Raw genomic sequence first — 24319 nt, 5'->3', positions numbered from 1 at the left:
TCACTCCGACGGTGGCAGCGCCCAGCGAACCGCCGTGTCGAAGAGGGCCAGTCCCTCGTCGGTGAGGACGCCGGGGTCGGCGCCCTCGTCGCCGAGGAACAGCGCGACCCGCGGAGCCGGCGCGGTCCGGCCGACCATCGGGGCGCCGGTGGCGTAGCCGAACAGCGCGGCCTGCTGCGGGGCCCCGGGGAGGTGGGCGGCGACGTCGGCGCCCGCGGCCGGGGTGCCGAACCGCAGCCGGTCGGCGCCGCGGTACACATCGACGGTGCCGGACAGCCCGGCGGACAGCTCCGAGGCCGGGTCGACCTCGAGCTGGAACGACCGGAACGCCTCGCCCGGTGCCGTCGCCATGCCCATGTCGTCGAGCACGAACGCCTCCCACGTCAGCACCGGGACGGCGACGTCGCGGAACTTGCTGCCGGCCTCGCTCGACGCGAGCGTGGACGTGATGACGACGGCGGCCTTGCCCTGGGCGTCCGCGGTGACGGCGTCCTTGCCCTGCATGACCTCGACCGGGTGGCCCAGCAGCTCCAGCCGTTCCAGCGCGGCCTGGTCGCCGGTGCTCAGCTCCGCGCCGGCCGGGATCGGCGCGTCGTCACCGACCAGCAGCAGGATGGGCGCCGGGTCGCCGGCGGTGAGCCGGACGGCCGGAGACGTGACGGCGCTCCCGTCGGCGGCGACCGCACGCGCCGTGACCAGGTGCAGCCCTTCCGGCGCGCCGGCCCAGGTCAGCTCGTACGGAGCGGTCGTGTCCGAGCCGACGAGCGTGGTCCCGGCGTACCACTCCACCCGGTCGATCGCGACGTCGCCGGCGTCGACCTCGGCGGTGAGCGGCACGTCGCCGCCGGCCTCAGCGGTATCCGGGGCGCCTGCCGTGACGACCCGGCTGGCCGCCGCGGCCTCCTTCAGGTACGGCGGCACGACGCCCGTCGCGACGGTCTCGTAGGTCTCGCGTGCGGCCGCGGTGGCATCGGCCGCGACCACGCGCTGCGCCCACGCCTCGGCGCCGTCGCCGGCGGCCTCCGCGACCAGGGCCCGGGTCGCCGCCGCGCCGGCGACCCCGTAATGGTGCAGCTTCGTGAGCCACGGCCCGGCCTGCTCGACGAAGTCCGGGTCGCCCATGCGCGCCTCCAGCTCGCCGGGCGCGGCCGCCATGGCGTCGAACAGCGCGACGAGCTCGGCCGTCGCCGGCCCCGGTGCGCCGGCCTCGCGTTCGGCCCGCGACGCCTCGATCGCGGCGACCAGCTCCGGCGACTCGGTGCTGTCGAGGGCGGACGAGCGGCTGTTCGACGCGAACGTCCGCAGCGCGCCGGCCGCCTCGCCGCCCAGGCGCCGGATCGACGCCTCCCACGACGGCTCCGGCTCGTAGGCCGGCGGGTTCCAGGCGTAGTCGGCGACGGTGCCGAGCGCGACGAGCGACGGCGCGGCCTGCGGCATCGGGTTCGCGGTGATGCCGACGACGCCGTGCTCGGCCAGGTCCGGCGAGCGGCCGGTGAGCGGGCCGAAGAAGAGCTGGCGTGGCAGGTAGTCGTTGACCGGATAGTTGTCCCAGAGCACGAGGTCGTGCCGGAAGACGGCCGCCGCGACGTCCGCGTCGGCGGCGGTCACCTGCGGCGGGACCACCTGCGATCCGGTCCACATCACCACGGCCCGCTCCTCGAGCAGGGCGCCGAACCGCTCGCGGTACGGCGAGGTCTGGTTGCCGGCGTACTCCGTCGGGACGGTGAGCAGCCGGCCGGCGCCCGGGTGGGTGTCGAGGAAGTCGCGCTGGAACGCGTTGAGCAGGTGCGCCTGGGCAGCGGCGAGCGGGCTGGCGTCGCCGCCGAACGCCTCCTGGTCGGACGCGCAGGTCAGGCCGCCGCCGATGTCGTCGAGCAGGATGCCGAACGTCCGGGCGCCGGCGTCCCACAGCTGCTGCGCCTTGGCGGCGAGCGCGGCCTGGTCGGCCGGGTCGGAGTAGCAGACGTCGACGCCCGGCGAGACGGTGAAGACGACGTCGACGTGCTGCTGCGCGCCGTGCGCGATCAGCTCGGCCAGCCGATCCAGCTCCGCCGCGGGGTACGGCTCGCGCCACCGGTCGCGATGGTACGGGTCGTCCTTAGGCGCGTAGACATAGGTGTTCATCTTCTGCGCGGCGTACGCGTCGAGCTGACGCAGCCGGTCCTCGTGCGACCACGGCTCGCCGTAGAAGCCCTCGATGGTGCCGCGCCACTCCAACGCCGGGTGGTCACGGACGGCGACGGCGGGCAGGGTCACCCGGCCGCGGTCTGCGGTGAGCAGCTGGCGCAGCGTCTGGACGGCGTAGTACTGGCCGGCGCCGTCGGCGCCCGCGAGCACGACCTCGACGCCGCGCCCGGCCCGTCCGGCGGCCAGCACGTAACCCTCCGCCGGCAGCCCGGCCGGGCCCTCGACGCCGAGCTCGGCGAGCGCGTCGGCGGTGCCGGCGGCGCCGTCGGAGCCGGCCAGCCGGATGGTGACCGGCGCGATGCCGTCGACCGGCGTGAGCCCGGCGTCGGCGAGTACCGCGGCGAGGGCGTCCGCGGCGGCCGGGTCGGCGTCCGGCGCCGCTTCGACCCGCACCCGCGGCGGCAGCCGCAGGTCACCGCCGAGCCGCTCCACCTGCTGCGGCGCCGGGAAGACCTCGATCGGCGCGGCCGCGGCGGCCGGCGGGCCGGAGGTGGCCGGGAGGGCGCTCGCGAACACGGCCAGCACGGCGACGGCGGCGGCGAGACGAGGATGGCGGCGGGACGGCGATGCGGGACGCATAGGCGGCTGACCTCCACGAGGCCGGGTCGGCGGCGGTCGCCCGCCACCGTACCCCGCGACGTGGGGCGCTACCCCACGGCCGACCGCGAGGTCCCAGGCGGCGGCGAGTCCCACGAGGGAAAAGGAATCAGTCGACCGTCACGTCGACGGTGTGCCAGCCGCTGGCGCCGTCAGGAGCGGGCGACGCCTGCTCGGACGTCTGCACCTCGCCGTCGGCCGTGGTGGCGCGGACCTGCAGCCGGTGCTCGCCCGGCTGCGCGTCCCACTCCCACACCCATTGGCGCCAGGTGTCGGTGCTCGGGACGGCGGCCAGCCGCGCGGCGTTCCAGTCGCCCTCGTCGACTCGCACCTCGACGGCCTCGATGCCGCGGTGCTGCGCCCACGCGACCCCGGCGACGGCGACGGTGCCGGCGCTGACGTGCGCGCGGCTGCTCGGGACGTCGATGCGCGAGGCGACCTTGACCGGGCCCCGCTCGGCCCAGCCGCGCGTCGTCCAGTACGCGTTGAACTGGTCGAACCGGCTGACCTCGAGCTCGACCACCCACTTCGTCGCGCTGACGTAGCCGTACAAGCCGGGCACGATCATCCGGACGGGGAACCCGTGCGCGAGCGGCAGCGGGTCGCCGTTCATGCCGACCGCCAGCAGCGCGTCGCGGCCGTCGGTGAGGACGTCGAGCGGGGTGCCGGCGGTCCAGCCGTCCTGCGAGCGGGACCGGACGGCGTCGGCGTCGGCGTGTGGGCGGGCGAGCGCGAGGACGTCGGCGATGGGCACGCCGGTCCACAGCGCATTGCCGATGAGGTTGCCGCCGACCTCGTTGGAGACGCAGTTCAGCGTCAGCCAGCGGTCCACCAGGCCCATGCCGGCGAGCTGGTCGTAGTCGAGCTCGACCTCGTTCTCGACCATGCCATGCACCCGCAGCGTCCAGTCCTCGGCCCGGACCAGCGGCTCGGAGAGCGCGGTGTCGATGCGGTAGAAGTCCTGGTTGGGCGTGCGCCACGGCTCCGCCCCGTCGACGACGAGGTCCGTTCCGGTGGGGACGTCCGGGCGCGGGAGATCGAGGCTCGCAGCGAGGTCGTCGCGGGACGTCTCGACGCCGGCCCGCCGGGCGCCGAGCAGCTGCCCGAGCCCCGTCCCGACGACGGCCAGGCCCGCGGTGACGCCCGCGGCGGTGAGGAAGGACCGCCGGCTCGGGGCCGGTCTCGTGGCCGTGCTCGTGGCCTGCTGGGGTGGCGCGGCCTTGCCGACCAGCCAGCTCAGCGTCGGCAGCGCGACGATCCCCGCGGCGACGGTGGGCACGAGGTCGGCCATCGTGGTGTCCGGCCGGCTGTTGACCGCGAGCCCGGCGATCACCAGCAGGACGGTGGCGGCGACCAGGCCGGCGCCCTTGCGGCGGGAGGCGAGCAGGCCGATCAGCGCGCCGAGCACCGTCAGCACGATCCCCATGCCGACCAGAAGCGCCGTCTTGTCGTTCGTGCCGAAGACCTCGATGGCGAAATCCTTGAGCCAGCCCGGCGTGAGGTCGATGAACTCCTCGCCGACCGCCACCACCGGCGTCTCGGCCCGACCCAGTGCACCGGCCACCACCTCGGCGACCGCCAGCCCGAGGCCCAGCGCCAGGACTCCGGCCAGCGCCGGCGCCCACCACGGCCCGCGCGACACGGACGGCGGTGCGGCGGGCGACGCGGCGGTCGCGGAATCAGTCACCCTTCGATCATCCTCGCGCGCGCCCGATCCGCCCAACGCCCGCCATGATCGTCAGCGAAAGTTCAGAATCGGGAGTCCGTTCCCCGCCGGAAACGAGGTTCCCCACCCGATCCGCGACGACGAGGCTGACTTGACCCGCGCGCCCGCCGGCCCAGGGCGCTATTCATCACCAGGATCACCCGAGCCTCAACACGATTGCAGGCATAGTGACGCTCCAGAAAACCTCATGATGGCCCCCGAAACGCGGGCAGGGCGGCGAGGTGCGGGGCGATCGCCCGGAAGGCCTGGCCGCGGTGCGAGATCGCGTCCTTCTCCTCCGGCCGCAGCTCGGCCGTCGTGCGATCGGACCCGTCCGGCACGAAGATCGGGTCGTAGCCGAACCCGTTGCTCCCCCGCGGCGCCCGCACGACGACGCCGTCGACCCGGCCCTCCTCGGTCCAGGCGGTGCCGTCAGGCAGCGCCAGCGCCGCGACGCAGACGAACGCGGCGTGCCGGTGGTCGTCCGGCACGGTGGTCAGCTGGGCGAGCACCAGCCGCAGGTTGGCGCCGTCGTCGCCGTGGACGCCGGCCCAGCGCGCCGAGAACACCCCCGGCATGCCCCCGAGAGCGTCGACGGACAGGCCGGAGTCGTCGGCCAGCGCCGGCAACCCCGTCGCCGCGGCCACCGCGCGGGCCTTGAGCAGCGCGTTCTCGGCGAACGTCAGGCCGGTCTCCTCGACGTCCTCGACGCCCGGGAACTCGGTGACGGCGACCAGCTCGACCGGGACCCCGGCCGAGGCCAGGATGCGGGAGATCTCCGGGACCTTGTGCGCGTTGCGGGTGGCGAGGACGACCTCGGGCATGTTCACCCGACCAGCGCGGCGTTCTGCAGGTCGGTCAGCTCCTTGCAGCCGGTGCCGGCCAGCGCGAGCAGGGAGTCCAGCTCCTGGCGGTCGAACGGGGCGCCCTCGGCGGTCCCCTGCACCTCGATGAACCGGCCGTCGCCGGTCATGACGACGTTCATGTCAGTCTCGGCGCGCACGTCCTCCTCGTAGCAGAGGTCGAGCATCGGCACGCCGTCGACGACACCCACCGAGATGGCCGACACGGAGTCCGTCAGCACCTTCTCCGACGCCACGAGCTTCTGCGCGCGCATCCACTCGACGGCGTCGTACAGCGCGAGGTAGGCGCCGGTGATCGCCGCCGTGCGGGTGCCGCCGTCGGCCTGGAGCACGTCGCAGTCGATGACCAGCGTGTTCTCGCCCAGCGCCGCGGTGTCGATGATGCCGCGCAGCGATCGGCCGATGAGCCGGGAGATCTCGTGCGTGCGCCCGCCGATGCGCCCCTTCACCGACTCGCGGTCGGAGCGGGTGTTCGTGGACCGCGGCAGCATGGCGTACTCCGCCGTCACCCAGCCGAGGCCGGAGCCCTTGCGCCAGCGCGGCACGCCCTCGGTGACCGACGCGGCGCAGAGCACTCGGGTCTTGCCGAACTCGACGAGCACCGAGCCCTCGGCGTGGTCGAGCCAGCCCCGGGTGAGCCGGACGGTGCGGAGCTGATCGGCACTGCGGCCGTCGATACGGGTCATGCGGCCCAAGCTATCGCCTCTGTCGCCTCCGCAGCGCCGGCCCCCGGCGAACCACCCGAATCGCCTGCGTACCGGCCGGCGTCCCGGCTACGTTCGAGATCATGCAGCGCAGGGCGGCGCCGAGGCACCGCCGGGCGTCCGGGTCGCGGTCGTCCGGCCGGCGCACCGCGCTCGTGGCCGCCGGGGTGGCCGGCGAGCTGCTGCTGACCGCCGGCGCGCTGGTGCTGCTGTTCGTCGTCTACACGTTCTGGGGCACCGGGCTGCAGACCGCAGCCGCCCAGGACGATCTGCGCGACGAGTTCCAGCAGCACCTGCTCAGCCGCGAGGAGCCGACCGGCGCCGAGGCCGACGGCGGCGACGACGCCAGTGCCGAGCCGGCGCCGCTCGAGCTCGGCGACGCCTACGGCATCCTGCGCATCCCGCGCTTCGGCGACGGCTGGGAGCGCATCGTCATCGAGGGCACCGACCCGGACGACCTCAGGGACGGCCCCGGCCACTACGTCGACAGCGTCGATCCCGGCCAGCTCGGCAACTTCGCCGTCGCCGCGCACCGGTCCGGCCATGGCGAGCCGTTCGCCCGGTTCGCCGAGTTGCGCGAGGGCGACATCGTCGAGATCGAGACGATCGACGGCGTGTTCCGGTACGAGCTGGACGACGCGCCCGATGGGGACAACGACGGCAATGTCATCGAGGCGACCGAGCTGTGGGTCGTCGACCCCGTACCCGGCGAGCCCGCCGGCACCGAGCCGGCCGAGGCGCGACTGACGCTGACGACGTGCTGGCCGCGGTGGGGGTCGGAGAAGCGGATGTACGCCACCGGTGTGCTGGTCGACGAGCGGCCGCGCGACACCGCCACCGGCTGAGCGCCGTCAGTACAGCATCAGCGGGTAGACCTCGAAGACCGACCCGTACGTGACGCCGAGCCGGTCCCCGGCCTGCCGGGCGAACATCCCCAGGAACTCCCGCGGCTCCGGGTGCCCCGGCAGCGCGCCGAGGTAACCGGCGTGCGCCTCCAGCGACCGGACGCCGAGGTCGAACGTGTCGGTGACGTCGGCGCCGTGCTTGGCCTCGGGCGAGCCGGCCGCCCAGATGGCGCGCACCTTGTTCCAGGGCTCGAGGCCCTCGTCGAGCAGCTCGGTGAACACCCACCGGTTGCCGGCGTCGCGGGCTCCGTCGAGCACGGCCTTCCCGACGGCGATGTGGTCGGCCTGGTTCAGGATCACGCCGCCGAACGTCTCGTGGAAGTTGCCCGTGATGACGATGTCGGGACGGTGCCGGCGGATCGCCCGGGCGATGTCGCGGCGCAGCGGCAGGCCGTACTCGACGACGCCGTCGGCGTGGCCGAGGAACTCGACCTCGTCGACGCCCACGATGGCGGCGGCGTCGCGCTCCTCCTTCTCGCGCAGCGGCCCGGTCTGCTCCGGCGGCATGGAGTCGATGCCGGCCTCGCCGCTGGTGACCATGCAGTACACGACCCGTTTGCCCTGCCCGGTCCACCGCGCGATGGCCGCGGCGGCGCCGTACTCGACGTCGTCGGGGTGCGCGGCGACGACCAGCGCCCGGTCCCAGTCCTCGGGCAGCGGCTCCAGCGGCGTCGTCGGCATCGGCAGCGGCGGCTCCGGCAACGGCTCCGTCACCGGCTGCTCGGGCGCGACCTCGTGCTCCGTCATCAGACCTCCCAGTGTCCACCCGGCACGGCGAGCTCCACCGGGCCGTCGTAGACCGCGCTCGCGTGCTCGGCCGCGCGCTGCGGATCGCCCCATGGTGGCACGTGGGTGACGACCAGTCGACGGACTGCGGCGGCCGCGGCGTGCTCGCCGGCCTCGCGCCCGGTCAGGTGGATGCCGGGCGGATTGTCTTCGCCGTCGGCGTAGGCGGCCTCGCACAGGAACAGGTCGGCGTCGCGGGCCAGGTCGACCAGCGCCGGCGTGGCCGCGGTGTCGCCGGAGTAGACGAGCGACCGGCCCTCGTGCTCGACCCGGATCGCGTACGCCGGGACCGGGTGCTCGACCCGGGCCACCCGGACGGTCAGGGGCCCGACGGCGAACGCGTCGGCCGGGGCGGCCGGATAGGTGCGGAAGTCGAACTCGCCGGACAGCCCCGGGTCGGGTTCCTTGCCGTACGCCGCGGCCATGCGCTCGGCAGTGTCGTCGGGCCCGTAGACCGGGACCCGCCGGTCCGACGGCACGCCGTAGCGCAGCGCGACGTACAGCCCGCACACGTCCATGCAGTGGTCCGGATGCAGGTGACTGAGCACGACGGCGTCCAACTCGGCCAGCCCGGCGACGCCGACCATCCGCTGCAGCGGGCCGAGCGCGCCGTTGCCGAGGTCCAGTACCAGCCGGACCCCGTCGGCCTCGACCAGGTAGCCGGACGCGGGCGAGTCCGGCCCCGGCATCGAGCCGGAGCAGCCCAGGACGGTGAGCCTCAAGACCCGACCGCCAGGTTGCGGCCGACCACCGGCAGCTCGGACGTCTCCTCGACCGACGCGATCTCCGGGCCGAGGAACCGGCGGCCAAGCTCGCGGAACGGCCGCGCGTCGCCGGTGGACCGGAACTGGTGCCGCGGCGGCGGGAGCGTGTCGGCGCGCATGAGCCGATGGTCGACGAGCGTGCGGTAGACGTCCTTCGCGGTCTCCTCGGCGCTGCTGACCAGCGTGACCGCCTCACCCATGACGTACGAGACGACGCCGGTGAGCAGCGGATAGTGGGTGCAGCCGAGGACCAGGGTGTCGACGCCGGCGGCGCGGACCGGCTCGAGGTACTCGCGGGCGACGGTCTCCAGCTCCGGCCCGTGGGTGATGCCGGCCTCGACGAACTCGACGAACCGCGGGCAGGCCTGCGTGGTGATGCGCAGGTGCGGCGCGGCGGCGAAGGAGTCCTCGTAGGCGCGCGACGTGACGGTGGCACGGGTCGCGATGACGCCGACGTGGCCGTTGCGGGTGGCGGCGACAGCGCGGCGCACGGCCGGCTGGATGACCTCGACGACGGGGATGTCGTACCGCTCGCGGGCGTCGCGCAGGACCGCGCTGCTGGCCGAGTTGCACGCGATGACCAGCATCTTCACCCCCTCGGCGACGAGGGTGTCCATGACGTCGAGGGCGTACTCGCGCACCTGCGCGATGGGCCGCGGTCCGTATGGGCCGCGTGCGGTGTCGCCGACGTACATGACGGGTTCGTGCGGGAGCTGGTCGAGGACGGCCCGGGCGACCGTCAGACCGCCCACTCCGCTGTCGAAGATCCCGATCGGTGCGTCGTTCATCGTCGCAAGAGCGTACGCCGACGGGCGGACGCTGAGGCCCGGACGTGGCGAACGCCACGCCGTGTCAGGCCCGGCGGTAGTCGAGTACGACGTGGCCGCTGCCGAACGTCTGCACGTCGGCGAGCTCGAACGCCGTCGGCGCGAACCCGGTCGTGAACAGCGGCACGCCGGCCCCGGCGACGATCGGGTACTGCTTGACCACCATGCGGTCGATCGCCGGCAGCAGCGCGCCGGCCAGCCCGGCACCGCCGGCGAGATAGACGTCCAGCGGCGAGTCCTCGGCCTTGAGCCCGCGCACGAACTCCAGCGGGTCGTCGCCGACGATGGTGACCGCCGGGTCCGGCGACTCCGTCATGGTCGTCGAGACGACGTACTGCCGCAGGTGGGCGTACGGGCTGGTGATGCCGACGTCGAGTGCGGGCTGGTAGGTGCGGCGACCCATGACGATGGTGTCGAACCGCGAGTTCGGGACGTCGTCGATGCGGCCCAGCTGCCGGGCGTGACTCGGCAGCGCGTCGCCGTATTGCGCGAACATCCACGTCGCGTACTCGTCGGGCACGGGGAAGAAGTCGATCTCGTCGTCCGGGCCGGCGATGAACCCGTCGATGGACTGACCGATGTAATAGACCAGCTGGCGCACCAGAGCACCGTACTCAGGCCCAGAGCTGGCCGTCGAGGCGGTCCTCCGCGTCGTCGACGCTGCCCTCGTAAGCGCCCGTCGACAGGTACTTCCAGCCGCCGTCGGCGACGATGAACGCGATGTCGGCGCGCCTGCCGTCGGCGACCGCCTTCTTGGCGATGCCGAGCGCGGCGTGCAGGACCGCGCCGGTGGAGATGCCGGCGAAGATGCCCTCGAGCTCCAGCAGCTGCCGGGTCCGCTGGACGGCGTCGCGCGGGCCGACCGAGTACCGCGACGTGAGCACCGTCTCGTCGTACAGCTCCGGCACGAACCCCTCGTCGAGGTTGCGCAGCCCGTAGACCAGCTCGCCGTACCGCGGCTCGGCGGCGACGATCTGCACGTCGGGCAGCTTCTCGCGCAGGTAGCGGCCGACGCCCATGAGCGTTCCCGTCGTGCCCAGGCCGGCGACGAAGTGGGTGATCTCGGGCAGGTCCTCCAGCAGCTCAGGGCCGGTGGTCTCGTAGTGCGCGAGCGCGTTGCCGGGGTTGCCGTACTGGTAGAGCATGACCCAGTCGGGGTTCTGTCGCGCGAGTTCCTTGGCTACCCGGACCGCCTCGTTCGACCCGCCCGCGGGGGGTGACGCGATGATCTCCGCGCCCCACATGCGCAGCAGCTGGCGGCGTTCCTCGGAAGTGTTCTCCGGCATCACGCATACCAGGCGGTAGCCCTTGAGCTTGGCTGCCATGGCCAGCGAGATGCCGGTGTTGCCCGACGTGGGCTCCAGCAGCGTCGCGCCGGGGGTCAGCCGTCCGTCGGCCTCGGCGGCCTCGATCATCCGCAGCGCCGGGCGGTCCTTGACCGAGCCCGTCGGGTTGCGGTCCTCGAGCTTCGCCCACAACCGCACGTCGGGCGACGGCGACAACCGCGGCAGCCCGACCAGCGGTGTCCGGCCGAGGGAATCGAGCAGGGAGTCGTAGCGCATCAGCGGCTGTGACTGCCGCCGGCGACGGCCGGCAGCACGGTGACGGAGTCGCCGTCGCTCAGCTGGGTCTTCTCCGCGCCGAGGAAGCGGACGTCCTCGTCGTTGACGTAGACGTTCACGAACCGGCGCAGCGAGCCGTTCTCGACCAGCCGGTCGCGCAGCCCCGGGTGCCGCGACTCGAGGTCGTCGATGAGCGCCGCCAGCGTGTCACCGGTGCCCTCGACGGTCTTGGCGCCACCGGTGTACTGGCGCAGGATCGTGGGGATACGGACCTCGACGGCCATCGGACGGCTCCTGTGAACTCTCGCTAAGTTGGTCACTCACCGCAACGGCGGTGCAGGGTCCCATCATTCCCCATCGATGACCTGGACCTCTTCCTCGGTCACCTCGCCGTCCACGATCCGGAACGAGCGGAACTCGTGCGTGTCCTCGTCGCGGGTCGAGACCAGGACGTAGTGCGCGCCCGGCTCGTTGGCGAGCCCGATGTCCGTGCGGGACGGGTAGGCCTCGGTCGCCGTGTGCGAGTGGTAGATGACGACCGGCTCCTCGTCGTTGTCGTCCATCTCGCGGTAGAGGTGCAGCAGGTCCATCGAGTCGAACTCGTAGAACGTGGGCGACCGGGCCGCGTTGAGCATCGGGACGAACCGCTCCGGGCGGTCGCTGCCGGCCGGTCCGGCGATCACACCACACGCCTCGTCCGGGTGATCCTTGCGGGCATGCTCCACGATGGCGTCGACGAGGTGACGGCGGATGGTCAGCACGGTTGAAGGATACGGAAGCTGATCGAGGTTCCGGTGGGCCGGGCCGGCCATGCCCCCCGTGTCGCACTGCGCCTGCGATCGCGGTGACGCCCACCGTGACGTTCGCTGGAGGTTGGCCCGTCGCCGGTTATTCCAGGGCGGACGACAGCGTGCGGACCAGCGTCTCCTGGACCCAGCCCAGCCAGTCGTACACGTCGTGCACGTGGCGCCGGGGGTCGTTCTCGTCGAGCGCGAGCCAGTCGTCCTCGTCGCCCTCGGTGACGCCGAGCCGGGTCCCCAGGGCCAGCCGCAGGTCGGTGAGCGTCCGCAGCCAGGCCTCGGACTCGGCGGAGTCCAGTTCGATGCGGATCTTCTCGCGGCTCTTCGCCGGCAGCCCGGCGCCGTCAGCCGTTGCCAGCGAGGCGAGCACCGTCGCCGCCGTCGCCGCCTTGCTGTCGCGCAGGCCGCGCTCGGTGAAGCGGCGGAAGTCGGACGCGGCCTCGGCGTCCTCGCGGTAGCCGTCGGGGAACAGCCGGAGCAGCACCGGGTCGGTGGGGCGGGACGGCGCGTCGTCGGCCAGGCCGAGTTCGGCGGCCCAGCCGTCGCCGGCGGCGAGGTCGGCGGGTTCGTCGCGCACCAGCTCCAGCAGCTGACCCACCAGTGAGCGCAGCAGCTCGACCTCGACGACGTGGAACGACGCGGCGACGACGCCCCCGCGGGCTCGACGGAACGCGGTGCTCAGACTCTGTCCCCCGCCTTCTGCAGCGTGGCCCACAGGCCGTACGAGTGCATGGCCTCGACGTCGCGCTCCATCTCTTCGCGCGTGCCGGAGGACACGACGGCCTTCCCCTTCTCGTGGACGTCGAGCATCAGCTTCTCGGCCTTGGTCTTCGGATACGCGAAGTATGCCTGAAAGACGTAGGTCACGTACGACATGAGGTTGACCGGGTCGTTCCACACCACGGTGACCCACGGAACGTCCGCCAACGGAACCTCGGCGGCCTCCGGGCGCTCGATCTCCACGGGTGCGGTCATCACGGCCCCCAATGGTGTCATTTTCCGGCCATCACCCCGCGCCGTCCTGCGCTCACATGCACAACCGTGCTCTGGACCCGCGGTGTTCCCGCCGGTCCCCGACATCTCATCATCCACCCCACGCAACGCCTTCGCCAGTCTGCGCGGGATCCGGGCCATTCGTGGCGCAGCCGCATAGTCTGGTGGTTGTGTCGGCTACGACAGCCCTGCTCACCGACCACTACGAGCTGACGATGCTCCAAGCGGCGCTGGCCCGGGGCACCGCCGGACGGCGCTCGGTGTTCGAGGTGTTCGCCAGACGCTTACCCGGCGGTCGCCGTTACGGCGTCGTCGGCGGCACCGGCCGGCTGCTCGACGACCTCGAGTCGTTCCGGTTCGACGACGACGAGCTCGCCTTCCTGGAGCACAACTCCGTCGTCGGCGGACCGACGCTGGACTGGCTGTCCGGGTACCGGTTCACCGGCGATGTGTGGGGCTACGGCGAGGGCGAGGCGTACTTCCCGAACTCGCCGCTGCTCATCGTCGAGTCATCGTTCGCCGAGGCGGTCGTGCTCGAGACGCTGGTGCTGTCGGTGCTCAACTTCGATTCCGCCGTCGCCACGGCGGCCTCGCGTATGACGACGGCCGCCGGCGACCGCCCGTGCATCGAGATGGGCTCGCGGCGCGCCCACGAGCGGGCCGCCGTCGCCGCCGCCCGGGCCGCGTACATCGCCGGGTTCACCGCCACCAGCAACCTCGAGGCCGGCCGCAGCTATGGCGTGCCCACGCGGGGTACCAGCGCGCACTCCTTCACGTTGCTGCACGACACCGAGCGCGACGCCTTCACCGCGCAGGTCGACTCCCTCGGCAAGGGCACGACCTTGCTGGTCGACACCTACGACGTCGAGGAGGCGGTCCGGCTGGGCGTCGAGATCGCCGGGCCGGAGCTGGGCGCCGTCCGGCTCGACTCCGGCGACCTGCTGCCCCAGGCCAAGGAGGTCCGCGCGTTGCTGGACTCCCTGGGTGCCCGCGACACCCGCATCGTCGTCACCAGCGATCTCGACGAACACGCCATCGCCGCGCTGGCCGCCGCACCGGTCGACGCGTACGGCGTCGGCACCCAGCTGGTCACCGGCGCCGGCTCCCCGACGGCGGGAATGGTCTACAAGCTGGTGGCCCGCGCCGACGACGACGGCACCATGGTCTCGGTCGAGAAGAAGAGCGAAGGCAAGATCAGCCACGGCGGCCGCAAATACGCGCTGCGCCGCCGCAACGCCCGCGGGGTCGCCGAGGCCGAGGTCATCTGCGTCGGCCACGAGCCCGTCGATGCCAGCGCCGAGGTACGCTCCTCAGCCGAAGGCGCCGAATTTCTGGCCGAGCGGCCGCTGCTGGTCCCGCTCGTGCGCGACGGCGAGATCGTCGGCCGCGAGCCGCTGGCCGCCGCCCGCGAACGCCACGAACGGTCCCGCGCCGAGCTGCCCCGCACCGCGCTGAAGCTGTCGCGCGGTGAGCCCGCCATCCCCACCCGCTGGGAGGATCGCCCATGAAGCGCACACTCATCGTCGTCGACGTCCAGAACGACTTCTGCGAGGGCGGCAGCCTCGCCGTCGCGGGCGGCGCGGACGTCGCGTTCGGCATCGCCGAGGTGCTCAAGCGCTGGACCGACGGCGAACCGTGGGACCGCCGCTACGACTACGTCGTCGCCACCCGCGACCACCACATCGATCCGGGAGGCCACTTCTCCGACCACCCCGACTACGTCGACAGCTGGCCGCCGCACTGCGTCGCCGGCACCGACGGCGTCGCGTTCCACCCGAACCTCGACCCGCAGCCGTTCGACGCGGTCTTCGACAAGGGCGAGTACCAGGCCGCCTACTCCGGCTTCGAGGGGAAGTCGCACGACGGCGTCCCGCTGGCGGACTGGCTGCGCGGCCACGAGGTCGGCAGCGTCGACGTCGTCGGCATCGCGACCGACCACTGCGTCCGGGCGACCGCCCTCGACGCGGCCCACAACGGCCTGGAGACGACGGTGCTGCTCGACCTCACCGCCGGGGTGGCGATGGAGACGACGGCGGCGGCGCTGGAGGCCATGCGCGCGGTCGGCGTCCGGCTGCAGGGCGAGCCGATCGTCCGCTGATCAGGCGGTACGTGCGGCGGTCGACGCCTCGCGGGCGTCCAGTAGCTCGTCCCAGTGCTCCGCGCCCCACTCGCACAGCGCCTCGATGACCGGCAGCATGCTGCGGCCCAGCGGCGTCAGCGCGTACTCGACGCTCCGGTCGGGTCCGGGCCACTCGGTGCGGACGACCAGGCCGTCGCGCTGCAGGTTCCGCAGCGAGGTCGTCAGCGACTGGGCGCTGACGGAGCGCAGCGGCACGCGCAGCTCGGAGAACCGGCGCGGGCCGTCCTCGAGGCACCGGATCACCAGGCCGGCCCACTTGTCCGAGAACCGCAGCGGCATCAGCGTCGACGGGCAGACGGGGTCGAACATGTCGGGATCGAGCGGCGTCGGCATGTGATCACACTTTCACGTCTCGGGCCGTGCACGCAGGACTCCCTCGCTCCGTTCGTCTCACGCTGCCGACCGACGACTCGTGGGAGCCTCCGGCCCCCAGTCGTCGCCGGTGTGCACGGCCCTCGACAGGCGTACTGACCTGCGTGGTCATCTCGGCCTGACCAGCCGGTCGCCTAGCGTGCGCTGCATGACGAGCATCGTGGTCTTCGGAGCCGGCGGACGGGCCGGGCGGGCGGTACTGGCCGAGGCGGCCGGCCGGGGCTGGGAGGTGACGGCGGTGGTGCGCGACCCCGCGCGCCACCCCGATCTGGGCGGTGACGGCGGCAGCGTCACCCTGGCGACCGGCGACGTGACCGACCCGGACGCCGTCGCCCGGCTGGCCGCGGGGCACGACGCCGCCGTCCACGCCGCGGCGACCCTCACCGTCCCGGCCGCCGAGTTCTTCCCCGCCGCCGCGTCGGCGCTGCTCACCGGCCTGGCCCGGGCGCGCGTGCCGCGGCTGGTCGCCGTCGGGCTGGCGTCGCAGCTGCCCGACGTCACCGGGACGCCGCTGATGGACGCGCCCGGCTACCCGTCGGACCACCGCGACTTCATGCTGGGCCACGGCGCCGGGATGGACGTGTTCCGCACCGCCGAGACGGCCGTCGACTGGCTGGTCGTCGCCCCGGCCGGCGACTTCGACCACGGCGGCACCCCGGCCGGCGGGTACCGGATCGTCCCCGGCGACGCCGCCGCCCGGATCACCTACGCCGACCTCGCCGTGGCCGTCGCCGACGAGATCGAGCGGCCGCGGCACCACCGCCTGCTGCTAGGCGTGACCGCGCCTTAGTAGTCTCATCGGACGTGACCCCCGCCGTCTGGATGATCGCCGGCGCGCCCGGCGCCGGCAAGACCACCGTCGCCCGCAAGCTGGCCGCGCTCCTCGACCCCACCCCCGCGCTGCTGGACAAGGACACCGTCTACGCGCCGTTCGTGGTCGCGACGCTCGAGACGCACGGGCGGCCGTTCGGCGAGCGCGAGGGGCCCTGGTACGACGAGCACATCAAGGTGCACGAGTACGCCGGCCTCGCCGACACCGCCGCGGAGGTCCGGTCGGCCGGCTGCCCGGCGATCCTGGTCGCGCCGTTCACCGGCCAGATCCGCGACCTCGACGCCTGGGCGGCCTACGTCGACCGACTCGGCGGCGACCCGGTGCACCTGCTGTGGGTGCGCTCGGACGGCGACACGCTGCGCGAGCGGATCACCGGCCGTGGCCACGACCGCGACGGGCAGAAGCTGGCGAACTTCGCCGAGTTCACCGCGGCCACCCTGCCGGACGTCCCGCCGCCGGCGCCGCACGCCGAGATCGACAACCGCCGCGGCGCCCCGCCCCTCGACGACCAACTGGCCGCGGTGCTCGCCCGCGTCTGACGGCGACCCTCCCCAGGTGCGGCGTTGGCAGGGGATGCGGCGTTGGCCGTCCCCCTGCCGCCCGTGTCGGGCGTTCGTGGGGCCGTCACCAGGATTACCCGAGCCTCAACACGTCTGCAATCGTGTTGAGGCTCGGGTAATCCTGGTGGTTGTGGGTCAGGGGAAGAGGTGCTCCAGGACCTGGGCGACGCCGTCCTCGTCGTTCGAGGGGCAGCGGTGCGTGGCGGCGGCGACGGCGTCGGGGTGGGCGTTGCGGACGGCGTACGACGTGCCGGCCCAGGTGAGCATCGGGACGTCGTTGGGCATGTCGCCGAACGCCACGACGTCGTGCGCGTCGACGCCGAGCGAGCCGCACAGCGCGGCCAGCGCGGACGCCTTGGAGACGCCGGCGCGGCTGACCTCCAGCACGGGCGCGTGCCCGGAGTACGTCGCGGCGGCCAGTGAGCCGACGACGGCCGCGGCCCGCGAGATGAACTCCGGCGCGTCCAGCTCCGGATGCGTGACGACCAGCTTGGACACCGGCTCGGCCAGCAGCTCCTCCAGCTCGGCCACGACGGTCCCGTCAGGTGCCGGCCACGTTCCACGGAAGGACGGCTCCTGGCCGAACGTCAGCCGCCGCTCGATGGCGAACGTCGCGCCCGGCACGCTCGCCCGGATCGCCTGCGCGACCTGCAGTGCGACGTCGCCGGGCAGGCCGTGCTCCTCGACCACCTCGCGCGTGCGCACGTCGTAGACCAGGGCGCCGTTCGCGCAGATCGCCAGCCCGTGCGACCCGACCTCCTCGGCCAGGACGTCGATCCAGCGCGGCGGCCGGCCGGACACGAAGACGACGGTCGCGCCGGCGTCCTCGGCCCGGGCCAGGGCCGCCCGGCTGCGCGGCGACACCGTCCCGTCGCTGTGCAGCAGGGTGCCGTCGAGATCCGTCGCGACGACCTTCACGGCAGCGTCAGCCCCGACTGGACGGCGAAGACGACCAGCTGGGCGCGGTCGCGGGCGTGCAGCTTCACCATCGCCCGGCTGACGTGGGTGCGCACGGTCGCCGGGCTGACGACGAGCTCGGCGGCGATCTCGTCGTTGGACCGGCCGGTCGCGACCCAGGCGACGATCTCGCGCTCGCGCTCGGTGAGGCGGTCCAGCTCCGGGTGCGGCGCGCTGGCCGGCGCGTCGCGCCCGCTGAACTGCTCGATGACCCGGCGCGTGACCGACGGCGAGAGCAGGCTGGCGCCGTCGGCGACCACCCGGATGGCGTGCAACAGCTCGGCCGGCAGCGAGTCCTTGAGGACGAACCCGCTGGCCCCGCCGCGCAGCGCCTCGAAGACGTACTCGTCCAGCTCGAACGTCGTGAGCACGATGACCTTGACGCCGCTCAGCTCCGGGTCGGCGGTGATCTCGCGCAGCGCGGCCAGGCCGTCGAGCACCGGCATGCGGATGTCCATCAGCACGACGTCGGGCTTCGTGCGCCGGACGAGGTCCAGCCCGGCCCGGCCGTCGGCGGCCTCGCCGGCCAGCTCGGTGTCGTCCTCGGTCTCCAGGAGTGTGGCCAGCCCCATGCGCACCAGCGCCTGGTCGTCGACCACCGCAACCCGGATCACACCGTCACGCCCGCCATCCGTCATGACGTCGATCCTGACATGTCCGGCGCGCGGTCCGCGTCCACCAGCGGCAGCCGGGCGTGGACGGCGAACCCGCCGCCGCCGCGCGGCCCCGCCTGCAGCCGGCCGCCGAGCGCCTCGGCCCGGGCGCGCATACCGGCGATCCCGGTCCCCGACCCGTCCCCCTCCGGCGACGACGACGGCCCCGGCGGCGCCCCGCCCACGCCGTCGTCGCTCACGTCCAGCAGCAGCTCGTCGCCGGAGCGCCGGATGCGCACCTCTGCGCGGGTGGCGGCGGCGTGGCGCAGCACGTTGGTCAGCGACTCCTGCACGATCCGATACGCCGCCACGTCGATGTCCGGCGGCAGGTCGGTGTGGCCCTCGACGTCGGCGTCCACCTCCACTCCACCGGCCCGGATGCGGTCGAGCAGCACGTCCAGCTCGGCCAGCCCGAGGTCGGGCCGGCGCGGCGCGGCGTCGGTGACCGGGCTGCGCAGCACCTGCAGCTCGGCCCGCAGCCCGTCGAGCGACGCCTTGCTGGTGTCGCGGATCGCCTCCAGCGCGGCCCGCACCTTCTCCGGGTTGCGGTCCAGGACGTGCAGCGCGACACCGGCCTGCATCGCGATGACCGCGAGGCCGTGGCCGACGGAGTCGTGCAGCTCCTGCGCCATCCGCAGCCGCTCCTCAGACACCGCCCGGCGGGCCTGCGCCGCGCGCACGTCGGCCTGCGACTCGCGCCGCGTCTTCAGCGCCGCGCCGACGGCCAGCGGCGCGGCGAACGCGGCCAGCGAACCCACGGCTCCGGCGGTGGCCTGCCGCCAGAAGTCGCCGGGATCGTCGAGCAGGCGGAACACCGACACCAGGGCAACGAGCGCCCAGTAGCCGCCGACCCAGCGCAGCGCGATCCGATGCGGCAGCCGGTAACCGAGGGTGAAGCTGATCACCAGGATGGTGAACATGATCGGCCCGTAGGGATAATCGGCCGCGAGGTACGACAGCAGGGCCGCGCCGCTGACCACGAGAACGGTGCGCGGGTACCGGCTCCGCAGGGCGAACGGCAGTGTCGCGATGACCACCAGCGCGAACGCGAGCGCGTCGGCGTCGCGGCCGCCGTCCTGGCTGGCGCTGGCACCGTGTGTGCCCGCGATTCCGACGAACAGCAGCAACAGCGCGATGCCGACGTCGAGCGCCGACATCTTGAACCGGGCGAACCTCTCCACGGACTCGACCATAGACGCGCGCGGCGACCACTGGCGTCGGCGCCGCGGCGTAACCGGACTACGCGGATCTGCGTACGCGGAATGCCGCTCTGCGGCCGACGCCAGCGACGGCGGCCGCGCGAGAGCGTGGAGCCATGACGAACACCATCGTGGTCACCGACCGGCTGACCAAGCGCTACGGCGACAGGCTCGCCGTCGACGACGTGAGCCTCACCGTCCGCCGCGGTGAGGTGTACGGCTTCCTCGGACCGAACGGAGCCGGCAAGACGACCACGCTGCGCATGCTGCTCGGCCTGGTCCGTCCCACCAGCGGGACCGCGACGATCCTGGGCCATGCGCCAGGAGAGTCCGGCGCGACGGCACGGGTCGGCGCGCTGGTCGAGGGTCCCGGCTTCTACCCCTACCTCTCCGGCCGCGACAACCTGCGGGTCATGGCCCGCTACCAGGGCGTCTCCGACCAGGCCGTGGAAGACGCACTCGCCCGGGTCGACCTGTCTGAGCGCGGTGACGACGCGTTCAAGTCGTACTCGCTGGGCATGAAGCAACGGCTCGGTGTCGCGTCGGCGCTGCTCGGCGAGCCGGACCTGCTGGTCCTGGACGAGCCGACGAACGGCCTCGACCCCGGCGGTATGGCCGACATGCGCAAGCTCGTCGTCGACCTCGCCGAGCAGGGCCAGACGGTGCTGCTGTCCAGCCACCTGCTGGCCGAGGTGCAGGAGATCTGCGACCGCGTCGGCGTCATCGCGCACGGCCGGCTGCTGGCCGAGAGCACCGTCGCCGAGCTGCGCGGCGCCAGCACGCTGCTGGTCCGCGCGCAGCCGGTGGAGCTGGCGCTCTCGGTGTCGATGCAGGTGGCCGGCGACGACGCCGTCCAGCTCACGGACGCGGGCGTGCGGCTGGAGCTGCCCGAGGACCGGGCGCCGGAGCTGGCCCGCGCGCTGGTCGCGGCCGGCGCCGACATCCACGAGATCCGCCCGTCGGAGCGGTCTCTGGAGGACGTGTTCTTCGAGATGACGACCGACCAGGAGGAGAACCGATGAGCACCGCGACGATGACCGGCCGGCCCGCCGCCCGCGGCGAGACCCGGGCCGTCCCGACCGCGCTCGGCGGCCTGCTCGCCAGCGCCCGGGCCGAGCTGCTCCGGCTGCGCAAGTGGCCCGCGGTCTGGGTCCTGGCGACGGTGTGGCTGCTGCTCAACCTCACCTTCGCGTACCTCTTCAACTACGTCGCGTACGCGACCGGGTCCTCCGGCTTCTCCAACGAGGGCGTCGCGCCGGAGGCCCTGCTGCCGGAGCTGCTGCCCGCGGCGATCCCGTCGGTCCTCACCGGCGGCATGCCGATGTTCGGCGGCGCGATCATGTTCATCCTCGGCGCGCTGGCCGCCGGGAGTGGGTTCGGCTGGGGCACCTGGAAGACCGTGCTCACGCAGGGTCCGGGCCGGTTGTCCGCGTTCGGCGGGACGCTGGCCGCCGTGGGTGTGGCGGTGGTCGCGGTGGTCGCGGCGACGGTGGCACTGGACTTCGCGGCGTCGACGCTGATCGCCGTCGTCGAGGGCCAGAGCATCGTCTGGCCCGAGCTCGGCGCGCTGGCCGAGTCGGTCGGCGGCGGGCTGTTGATCTTCGGGATGTGGGCGGCGGCCGGCGTGCTGGTCGGCGTACTGACCCGCAGCCCGGCGCTGGCGGTCGGCCTCGGCCTGGTGTGGTCGCTGGTGATCGAGAACCTGCTGCGCGGCGTCGGCAACCTGCTCAGCGGCGTCGAGTACGTGACGAACGTGCTGCCGGGGACGGCGGCAGGGTCGGTGGCCGGCGCACTGGGCGCCGGCGCCGAGGGTGACCCCGACGGTGCGCCGGGCGTGCTCACCGTGCTCGATGGCGGCCCGGCGACGCTGCTGGTGGCGGCGTATCTCGTGGTCTTCGCCGCCGTCGCGGCACTGCTGATGCGGCGCCGCGACGTCGTCTGATCCCCGGGCGGCGGCCGAACGCCGTCGCCGCGAACCGGAAGAAGTACTTCGTCCGTGAAGTACGCTACCGGGGCGCGGCGGCGGCGTTCGGCGGGGAGGTTCGATGAGGTTCGGCGTCCTGGGCCCCTTGGCGGTCCACGACGACCACGGCACGGCCGTCCCCGTCACCTCGGCCAAGCAGCGGCAGCTGCTGGCCGTCCTGCTGACCCGCCGCAACACCCGGGTCTCCGCCGACACGCTCCTGGAGGCGCTGTGGGACGGCCGCCCGCCGCGGTCGGCGCGGGCGAACCTGCAGAGCTACGTCCACCGGCTGCGGCGGCTGCTCGGCGAGTCCCGGATCGTCCACCATCGCTCCGGCTACCAGCTCGAGGTACGTCCCGGCGAGGCCGACGACGAGGAGTTCCAGCGGCTGGCCGCGGACGGTCGCGACGCCCTCGCGGCCGGCGACGTCGCGCAGGCCGCGGAGCTGTTCCACAACGCCGTGGCGCTCTGGCGCGGACCGTCGGCCTACGCCGACGTCCCCGAGTCCGGCACCGTCGACCTGGAGGCGGCCCGGCTCGGTGAGCTGCGGCTGGCGGTGGTCGAGCTGCGTTTCGAGGCCGACCTCGAACGCGGCCGGCACGACCTGCTGGTCGCCGAGCTGACCTCGCTGGTCGCCGCGAATCCGTTGCGGCAGCGGCTGTACCGCCAGCTGATGCTCGCTCTGCACCGATCCGGGCGCACGGCCGACGCGCTCGACGTCTACCACCGCGCCCGCGCCGCCCTGGTCGAGGAGCTGGGGCTGGAGCCGGGACCGGAGCTGCGCGAACTGGAGCGGGCCATCCTGACCGAGGACCCGGCGCTCGCCCCGCCACCGCCCCGCGACCCGGCGGGGACCAGCCCGGCCTCGACCCGCCCGGCCGAGCTGCCGCCCGCCGATCCGGCCTTCACCGGGCGGCGCGACGAGGTGCGGCGCGTCACCGCCTGGCTGACGGAGGGCGGCAACCGGCCCGCCGTCGTCGCCGTCAGCGGGCCCGGCGGCGTGGGCAAGTCCGCCCTCGCCCTGCGGGCGGCGCACGTGGCCGCCGCGCAGTTCCCCGACGGCCAGCTGTACGTGAACCTGCGCGGCGCGACGCCGGGCGTCCGCCCGCTACGGCCGCACGACGTGCTCGTCAGGCTGCTCAGCGCGCTCGGCGTCGAGGAGCGGTACGTCCCCGCCGACCCGTCCGCGGCCGCCACGCTGTTCCGCGCCACCGTCGCCGGGCGGCGGCTGCTGATCGTGCTGGACGACGCCGACTCCGCCGCGCAGGTCCGGCCGCTGCTGCCCGGCCCGGATGCCGGGCCGGCCCTGCTCGTCACCAGCCGCCGGGTGCTCGCGACGTTCGCCGGCGCCCGGCAGCTGGCGCTCGGGACGCTCCCGCCGGACGAGGCAGTGGACCTGCTCGCCGCGCTGGCCGGTGCGGCGCGCGTCGCCGCGGAGCCGGAGGTCGCCGCCGAGGTCGTGGCGCTGTGCGGCCTGCTCCCGCTGGCTGTCCGGGTGGCCGGCGCGCGGCTGCTGTCCCGGCCCGACTGGACGCTCGCGTCGCTGCGCGACCGCCTGGACGACGCGCAGCATCGCCTCGACGAGCTGGAGCACGACGACCTCGCGGTGCGGGCCAGCTGCGACGTCGCCTACGCCGCGCTGCCGGACGCGCCGGCGGAGGTCTTCACCGGCCTGGGCCTGGCCGGCTTCGCCGACTTCACCGTCCACACCGCGGCCGCGCTGGCCGGTCGTCCGCTTGCGTCGACACGGCGGGCGCTGGACCAGCTGGTGGAGGCCCAGCTGCTGATCGCGGCGCCGGGCGACCGGTTCATGCTGCACGACCTCGTCCGCCTCTACGCGCGCGAACGGGCCGAGCGCACGCTGACCCCGTCCGCCCGCGACGACGCCATCCGCCGGGCTCTCCACCACTATCTCGCCACCGCGCGGCACGCGTCGCGCATGAGCGTCGCGTGGTCCGATCGCCACGCGGCGATCGGGCCGGAGACCACCGAGCCGGGACGGGCCGCCGCCGACCTGCCCGACGGCCCGGCCATCTCGGCCTGGGTGCGGGCGGAGTCCGACAACATCGCCGCCGCCGCGATCCACGCCGCGGCGCTCGACGGCGACGGCCCGGCCATCCTGGCCGGCCTGGCGGCGGCCATGGCCCACCCGCTGCGCAGCCAGGACCGCTGGGCGGACCTCGTCGCCATCGGTCAGCTCGCGCTCGCGACGCTCGGCGACAGCGGGCAGGCCCGGTGGCGGTCGAAGATCCACCAGAGTCTCAGCGACGGCTACTTCATGCTGAACCGGCTGGCGGAGGCGCACCAGCACGGTCTCGAAGCGGTCCGCGCCGCGCACGAGGGCGGCGACCGCCACAGCGAGGCCGACGCCCGCAGCGCGCTCGGCTTCGTCCTGCACCATTTGGACCGGACCGACGAGGCGTTCGTCCAGTACCGCCGGGCGCTGCAGCTGCAGCGCGAGATCGCCGACGCCAAGGGGCAGGCGGTCACCCTCACCCGGCTCGGCGTCAGTCACCACCTGAGCGGCCGGCTCGACGAGGCTGTCGCGTGCCAGCAGCGTGCGCTGCAGCTGGACAACAGCCCGCATCTCACCGGCATCGCGCTGTTCAGGCTCGGCGACGCCCACCTCGACGCCGGGCGGCCGGAGCGCGCCCTCGACTGCCTCGAGCCGGCGATCGAGGCGTTCCAGGCGTGCGGCTCCAGCGTCGACGAGGCGCTGGCCCGATGGCTGCACGGCGACATCCTGCGCCTACTCGGCCGCGACGGCGACGCCCGGCACAGCTGGAGCCGCTCGACCGACCTGCTGCGCGAGATGCGCAGCCTGACGAGCGACGAGGCCGGCGACCTCCTCGGCGCGCCGGTCCCGCGGATGCCCGCCGTCCTGCGCCGCGGCCGTGACGCTCGTCACCCGGCGTGACCGGCGGTCAGCGCCCATGTAGTGCCCGTATAG

Annotated in this window: 25 protein-coding genes; 8 read left to right on the top strand and 17 right to left on the bottom strand. The window is 73.7% G+C overall.

The genetic code is table 11. The annotated features are described in order from the left end of the window. From E1262_RS19925 to rph, 4 genes are all read right to left on the bottom strand, one after another. Window positions 1–2766, bottom strand: coding sequence for a beta-N-acetylglucosaminidase domain-containing protein (locus E1262_RS19925; protein ID WP_132104880.1), 2766 nt, complete (start codon window positions 2764–2766; stop codon window positions 1–3). A 127-nt stretch (window positions 2767–2893) separates the two neighbouring features. Continuing rightward, a complete protein-coding gene (locus E1262_RS19920; RefSeq protein ID WP_132104879.1) occupies window positions 2894–4471 on the bottom strand; it encodes a molybdopterin-dependent oxidoreductase in 1578 nt (525 codons plus the stop codon). A 224-nt stretch (window positions 4472–4695) separates the two neighbouring features. Beyond that, a complete protein-coding gene (gene rdgB, locus E1262_RS19915) occupies window positions 4696–5313 on the bottom strand; it encodes an RdgB/HAM1 family non-canonical purine NTP pyrophosphatase (RefSeq protein WP_132104878.1) in 618 nt (205 codons plus the stop codon). Window positions 5314–5315: 2 nt separating this feature from the next. Next, on the bottom strand, window positions 5316–6038 hold the full coding sequence (rph, locus tag E1262_RS19910; protein ID WP_132104877.1) for a ribonuclease PH: 723 nt from the start codon (window positions 6036–6038) through the stop codon (window positions 5316–5318). A gap of 101 nt (window positions 6039–6139) precedes the next feature. Between rph and E1262_RS19905 the strand changes: the two genes are divergently transcribed. Further along, window positions 6140–6901: a class E sortase gene (locus E1262_RS19905; protein ID WP_132104876.1), complete on the top strand. Its 762-nt coding sequence runs from the start codon at window positions 6140–6142 to the stop codon at window positions 6899–6901. Between the two features lie 6 nt (window positions 6902–6907). Here E1262_RS19905 and E1262_RS19900 read toward each other — a convergent pair whose 3' ends face one another. From E1262_RS19900 to clpS, 9 genes are all read right to left on the bottom strand, one after another. After that, the gene (locus E1262_RS19900) at window positions 6908–7642 is read right to left on the bottom strand and encodes a PIG-L deacetylase family protein (protein ID WP_132104898.1); all 735 of its coding nucleotides are present in this window, start codon (window positions 7640–7642) and stop codon (window positions 6908–6910) included. 65 nt (window positions 7643–7707) lie between these two features. After that, a complete protein-coding gene (locus E1262_RS19895) occupies window positions 7708–8469 on the bottom strand; it encodes an MBL fold metallo-hydrolase (RefSeq protein WP_132104875.1) in 762 nt (253 codons plus the stop codon). After that, entirely contained in the window at window positions 8466–9299 is an 834-nt protein-coding gene (gene murI, locus E1262_RS19890; RefSeq protein WP_132104874.1) for a glutamate racemase, read from the bottom strand. Before murI ends, E1262_RS19895 begins: the two co-directional genes overlap by 4 nt. A 64-nt stretch (window positions 9300–9363) precedes the next feature. Then, window positions 9364–9939: a dihydrofolate reductase family protein gene (locus E1262_RS19885; RefSeq protein WP_132104873.1), complete on the bottom strand. Its 576-nt coding sequence runs from the start codon at window positions 9937–9939 to the stop codon at window positions 9364–9366. A gap of 13 nt (window positions 9940–9952) precedes the next feature. Continuing rightward, window positions 9953–10900, bottom strand: coding sequence for a PLP-dependent cysteine synthase family protein (locus tag E1262_RS19880; protein WP_132104872.1), 948 nt, complete (start codon window positions 10898–10900; stop codon window positions 9953–9955). Further along, the gene (locus E1262_RS19875; protein ID WP_132104871.1) at window positions 10900–11184 is read right to left on the bottom strand and encodes a MoaD family protein; all 285 of its coding nucleotides are present in this window, start codon (window positions 11182–11184) and stop codon (window positions 10900–10902) included. The genes E1262_RS19880 and E1262_RS19875 overlap by 1 nt, the downstream gene beginning before the upstream one ends. A 63-nt stretch (window positions 11185–11247) precedes the next feature. Beyond that, the gene (locus E1262_RS19870; protein WP_132104870.1) at window positions 11248–11661 is read right to left on the bottom strand and encodes a M67 family metallopeptidase; all 414 of its coding nucleotides are present in this window, start codon (window positions 11659–11661) and stop codon (window positions 11248–11250) included. A gap of 127 nt (window positions 11662–11788) precedes the next feature. After that, the gene (locus E1262_RS19865) at window positions 11789–12415 is read right to left on the bottom strand and encodes a DUF2017 domain-containing protein (protein WP_203454076.1); all 627 of its coding nucleotides are present in this window, start codon (window positions 12413–12415) and stop codon (window positions 11789–11791) included. Further along, window positions 12379–12687 (bottom strand): ATP-dependent Clp protease adapter ClpS, encoded by a 309-nt coding sequence (gene clpS / locus E1262_RS19860; RefSeq protein ID WP_132104896.1) that lies wholly within the window; start codon window positions 12685–12687, stop codon window positions 12379–12381. Before clpS ends, E1262_RS19865 begins: the two co-directional genes overlap by 37 nt. Before the next feature lie 221 nt (window positions 12688–12908). Here clpS and E1262_RS19855 point away from each other — a divergent pair, with 221 nt between their 5' ends. Next, a complete protein-coding gene (locus E1262_RS19855) occupies window positions 12909–14201 on the top strand; it encodes a nicotinate phosphoribosyltransferase (protein WP_420810547.1) in 1293 nt (430 codons plus the stop codon). Next, on the top strand, window positions 14198–14791 hold the full coding sequence (locus E1262_RS19850) for an isochorismatase family protein (protein WP_132104868.1): 594 nt from the start codon (window positions 14198–14200) through the stop codon (window positions 14789–14791). The genes E1262_RS19855 and E1262_RS19850 overlap by 4 nt, the downstream gene beginning before the upstream one ends. Here E1262_RS19850 and E1262_RS19845 read toward each other — a convergent pair whose 3' ends face one another. Beyond that, window positions 14792–15166 carry a winged helix-turn-helix transcriptional regulator gene (locus tag E1262_RS19845; RefSeq protein WP_132104867.1) on the bottom strand — a complete coding sequence of 125 codons (375 nt, stop codon included), beginning with the start codon at window positions 15164–15166 and terminating at the stop codon, window positions 14792–14794. Window positions 15167–15353: 187 nt separating this feature from the next. On the opposite strand from E1262_RS19845, the gene E1262_RS19840 reads away from it, so the two are divergent. Both E1262_RS19840 and E1262_RS19835 read left to right on the top strand, forming a co-directional pair. Continuing rightward, window positions 15354–15995 carry an NAD(P)-dependent oxidoreductase gene (locus tag E1262_RS19840; protein ID WP_132104866.1) on the top strand — a complete coding sequence of 214 codons (642 nt, stop codon included), beginning with the start codon at window positions 15354–15356 and terminating at the stop codon, window positions 15993–15995. Window positions 15996–16009: 14 nt separating this feature from the next. After that, on the top strand, window positions 16010–16576 hold the full coding sequence (locus tag E1262_RS19835) for a P-loop nucleotide/nucleoside kinase family protein (protein WP_203454074.1): 567 nt from the start codon (window positions 16010–16012) through the stop codon (window positions 16574–16576). A gap of 156 nt (window positions 16577–16732) precedes the next feature. Here the strand turns inward: E1262_RS19835 and E1262_RS19830 are convergent, their stop codons facing one another. From E1262_RS19830 to E1262_RS19820, 3 genes are read right to left on the bottom strand one after another with little or no spacing between them, the layout of a single operon-like run. Then, on the bottom strand, window positions 16733–17515 hold the full coding sequence (locus E1262_RS19830; protein ID WP_132104865.1) for an HAD family hydrolase: 783 nt from the start codon (window positions 17513–17515) through the stop codon (window positions 16733–16735). After that, on the bottom strand, window positions 17512–18168 hold the full coding sequence (locus tag E1262_RS19825) for a response regulator transcription factor (protein WP_132104894.1): 657 nt from the start codon (window positions 18166–18168) through the stop codon (window positions 17512–17514). Before E1262_RS19825 ends, E1262_RS19830 begins: the two co-directional genes overlap by 4 nt. Before the next feature lie 20 nt (window positions 18169–18188). Beyond that, window positions 18189–19388: a sensor histidine kinase gene (locus E1262_RS19820; RefSeq protein ID WP_162606004.1), complete on the bottom strand. Its 1200-nt coding sequence runs from the start codon at window positions 19386–19388 to the stop codon at window positions 18189–18191. A 134-nt stretch (window positions 19389–19522) separates the two neighbouring features. On the opposite strand from E1262_RS19820, the gene E1262_RS19815 reads away from it, so the two are divergent. The 3 genes from E1262_RS19815 (at window position 19523) to E1262_RS19805 (ending at window position 24286) form a co-directional block, all read left to right on the top strand. Then, on the top strand, window positions 19523–20428 hold the full coding sequence (locus tag E1262_RS19815) for an ABC transporter ATP-binding protein (protein ID WP_132104863.1): 906 nt from the start codon (window positions 19523–19525) through the stop codon (window positions 20426–20428). Next, complete coding sequence (locus tag E1262_RS19810) at window positions 20425–21348, top strand: hypothetical protein (RefSeq protein WP_203454070.1); 924 nt, start codon at window positions 20425–20427, stop codon at window positions 21346–21348. Before E1262_RS19815 ends, E1262_RS19810 begins: the two co-directional genes overlap by 4 nt. Window positions 21349–21451: 103 nt before the next feature. Continuing rightward, window positions 21452–24286 carry an AfsR/SARP family transcriptional regulator gene (locus E1262_RS19805; RefSeq protein ID WP_132104862.1) on the top strand — a complete coding sequence of 945 codons (2835 nt, stop codon included), beginning with the start codon at window positions 21452–21454 and terminating at the stop codon, window positions 24284–24286. The last annotated feature ends 33 nt before the right edge of the window (window positions 24287–24319 follow it).

Source organism: Jiangella aurantiaca (assembly GCF_004349105.1).
GTDB lineage: Bacteria > Actinomycetota > Actinomycetes > Jiangellales > Jiangellaceae > Jiangella > Jiangella aurantiaca.
This window is presented reverse-complemented; position numbering and strand designations above follow the sequence as displayed.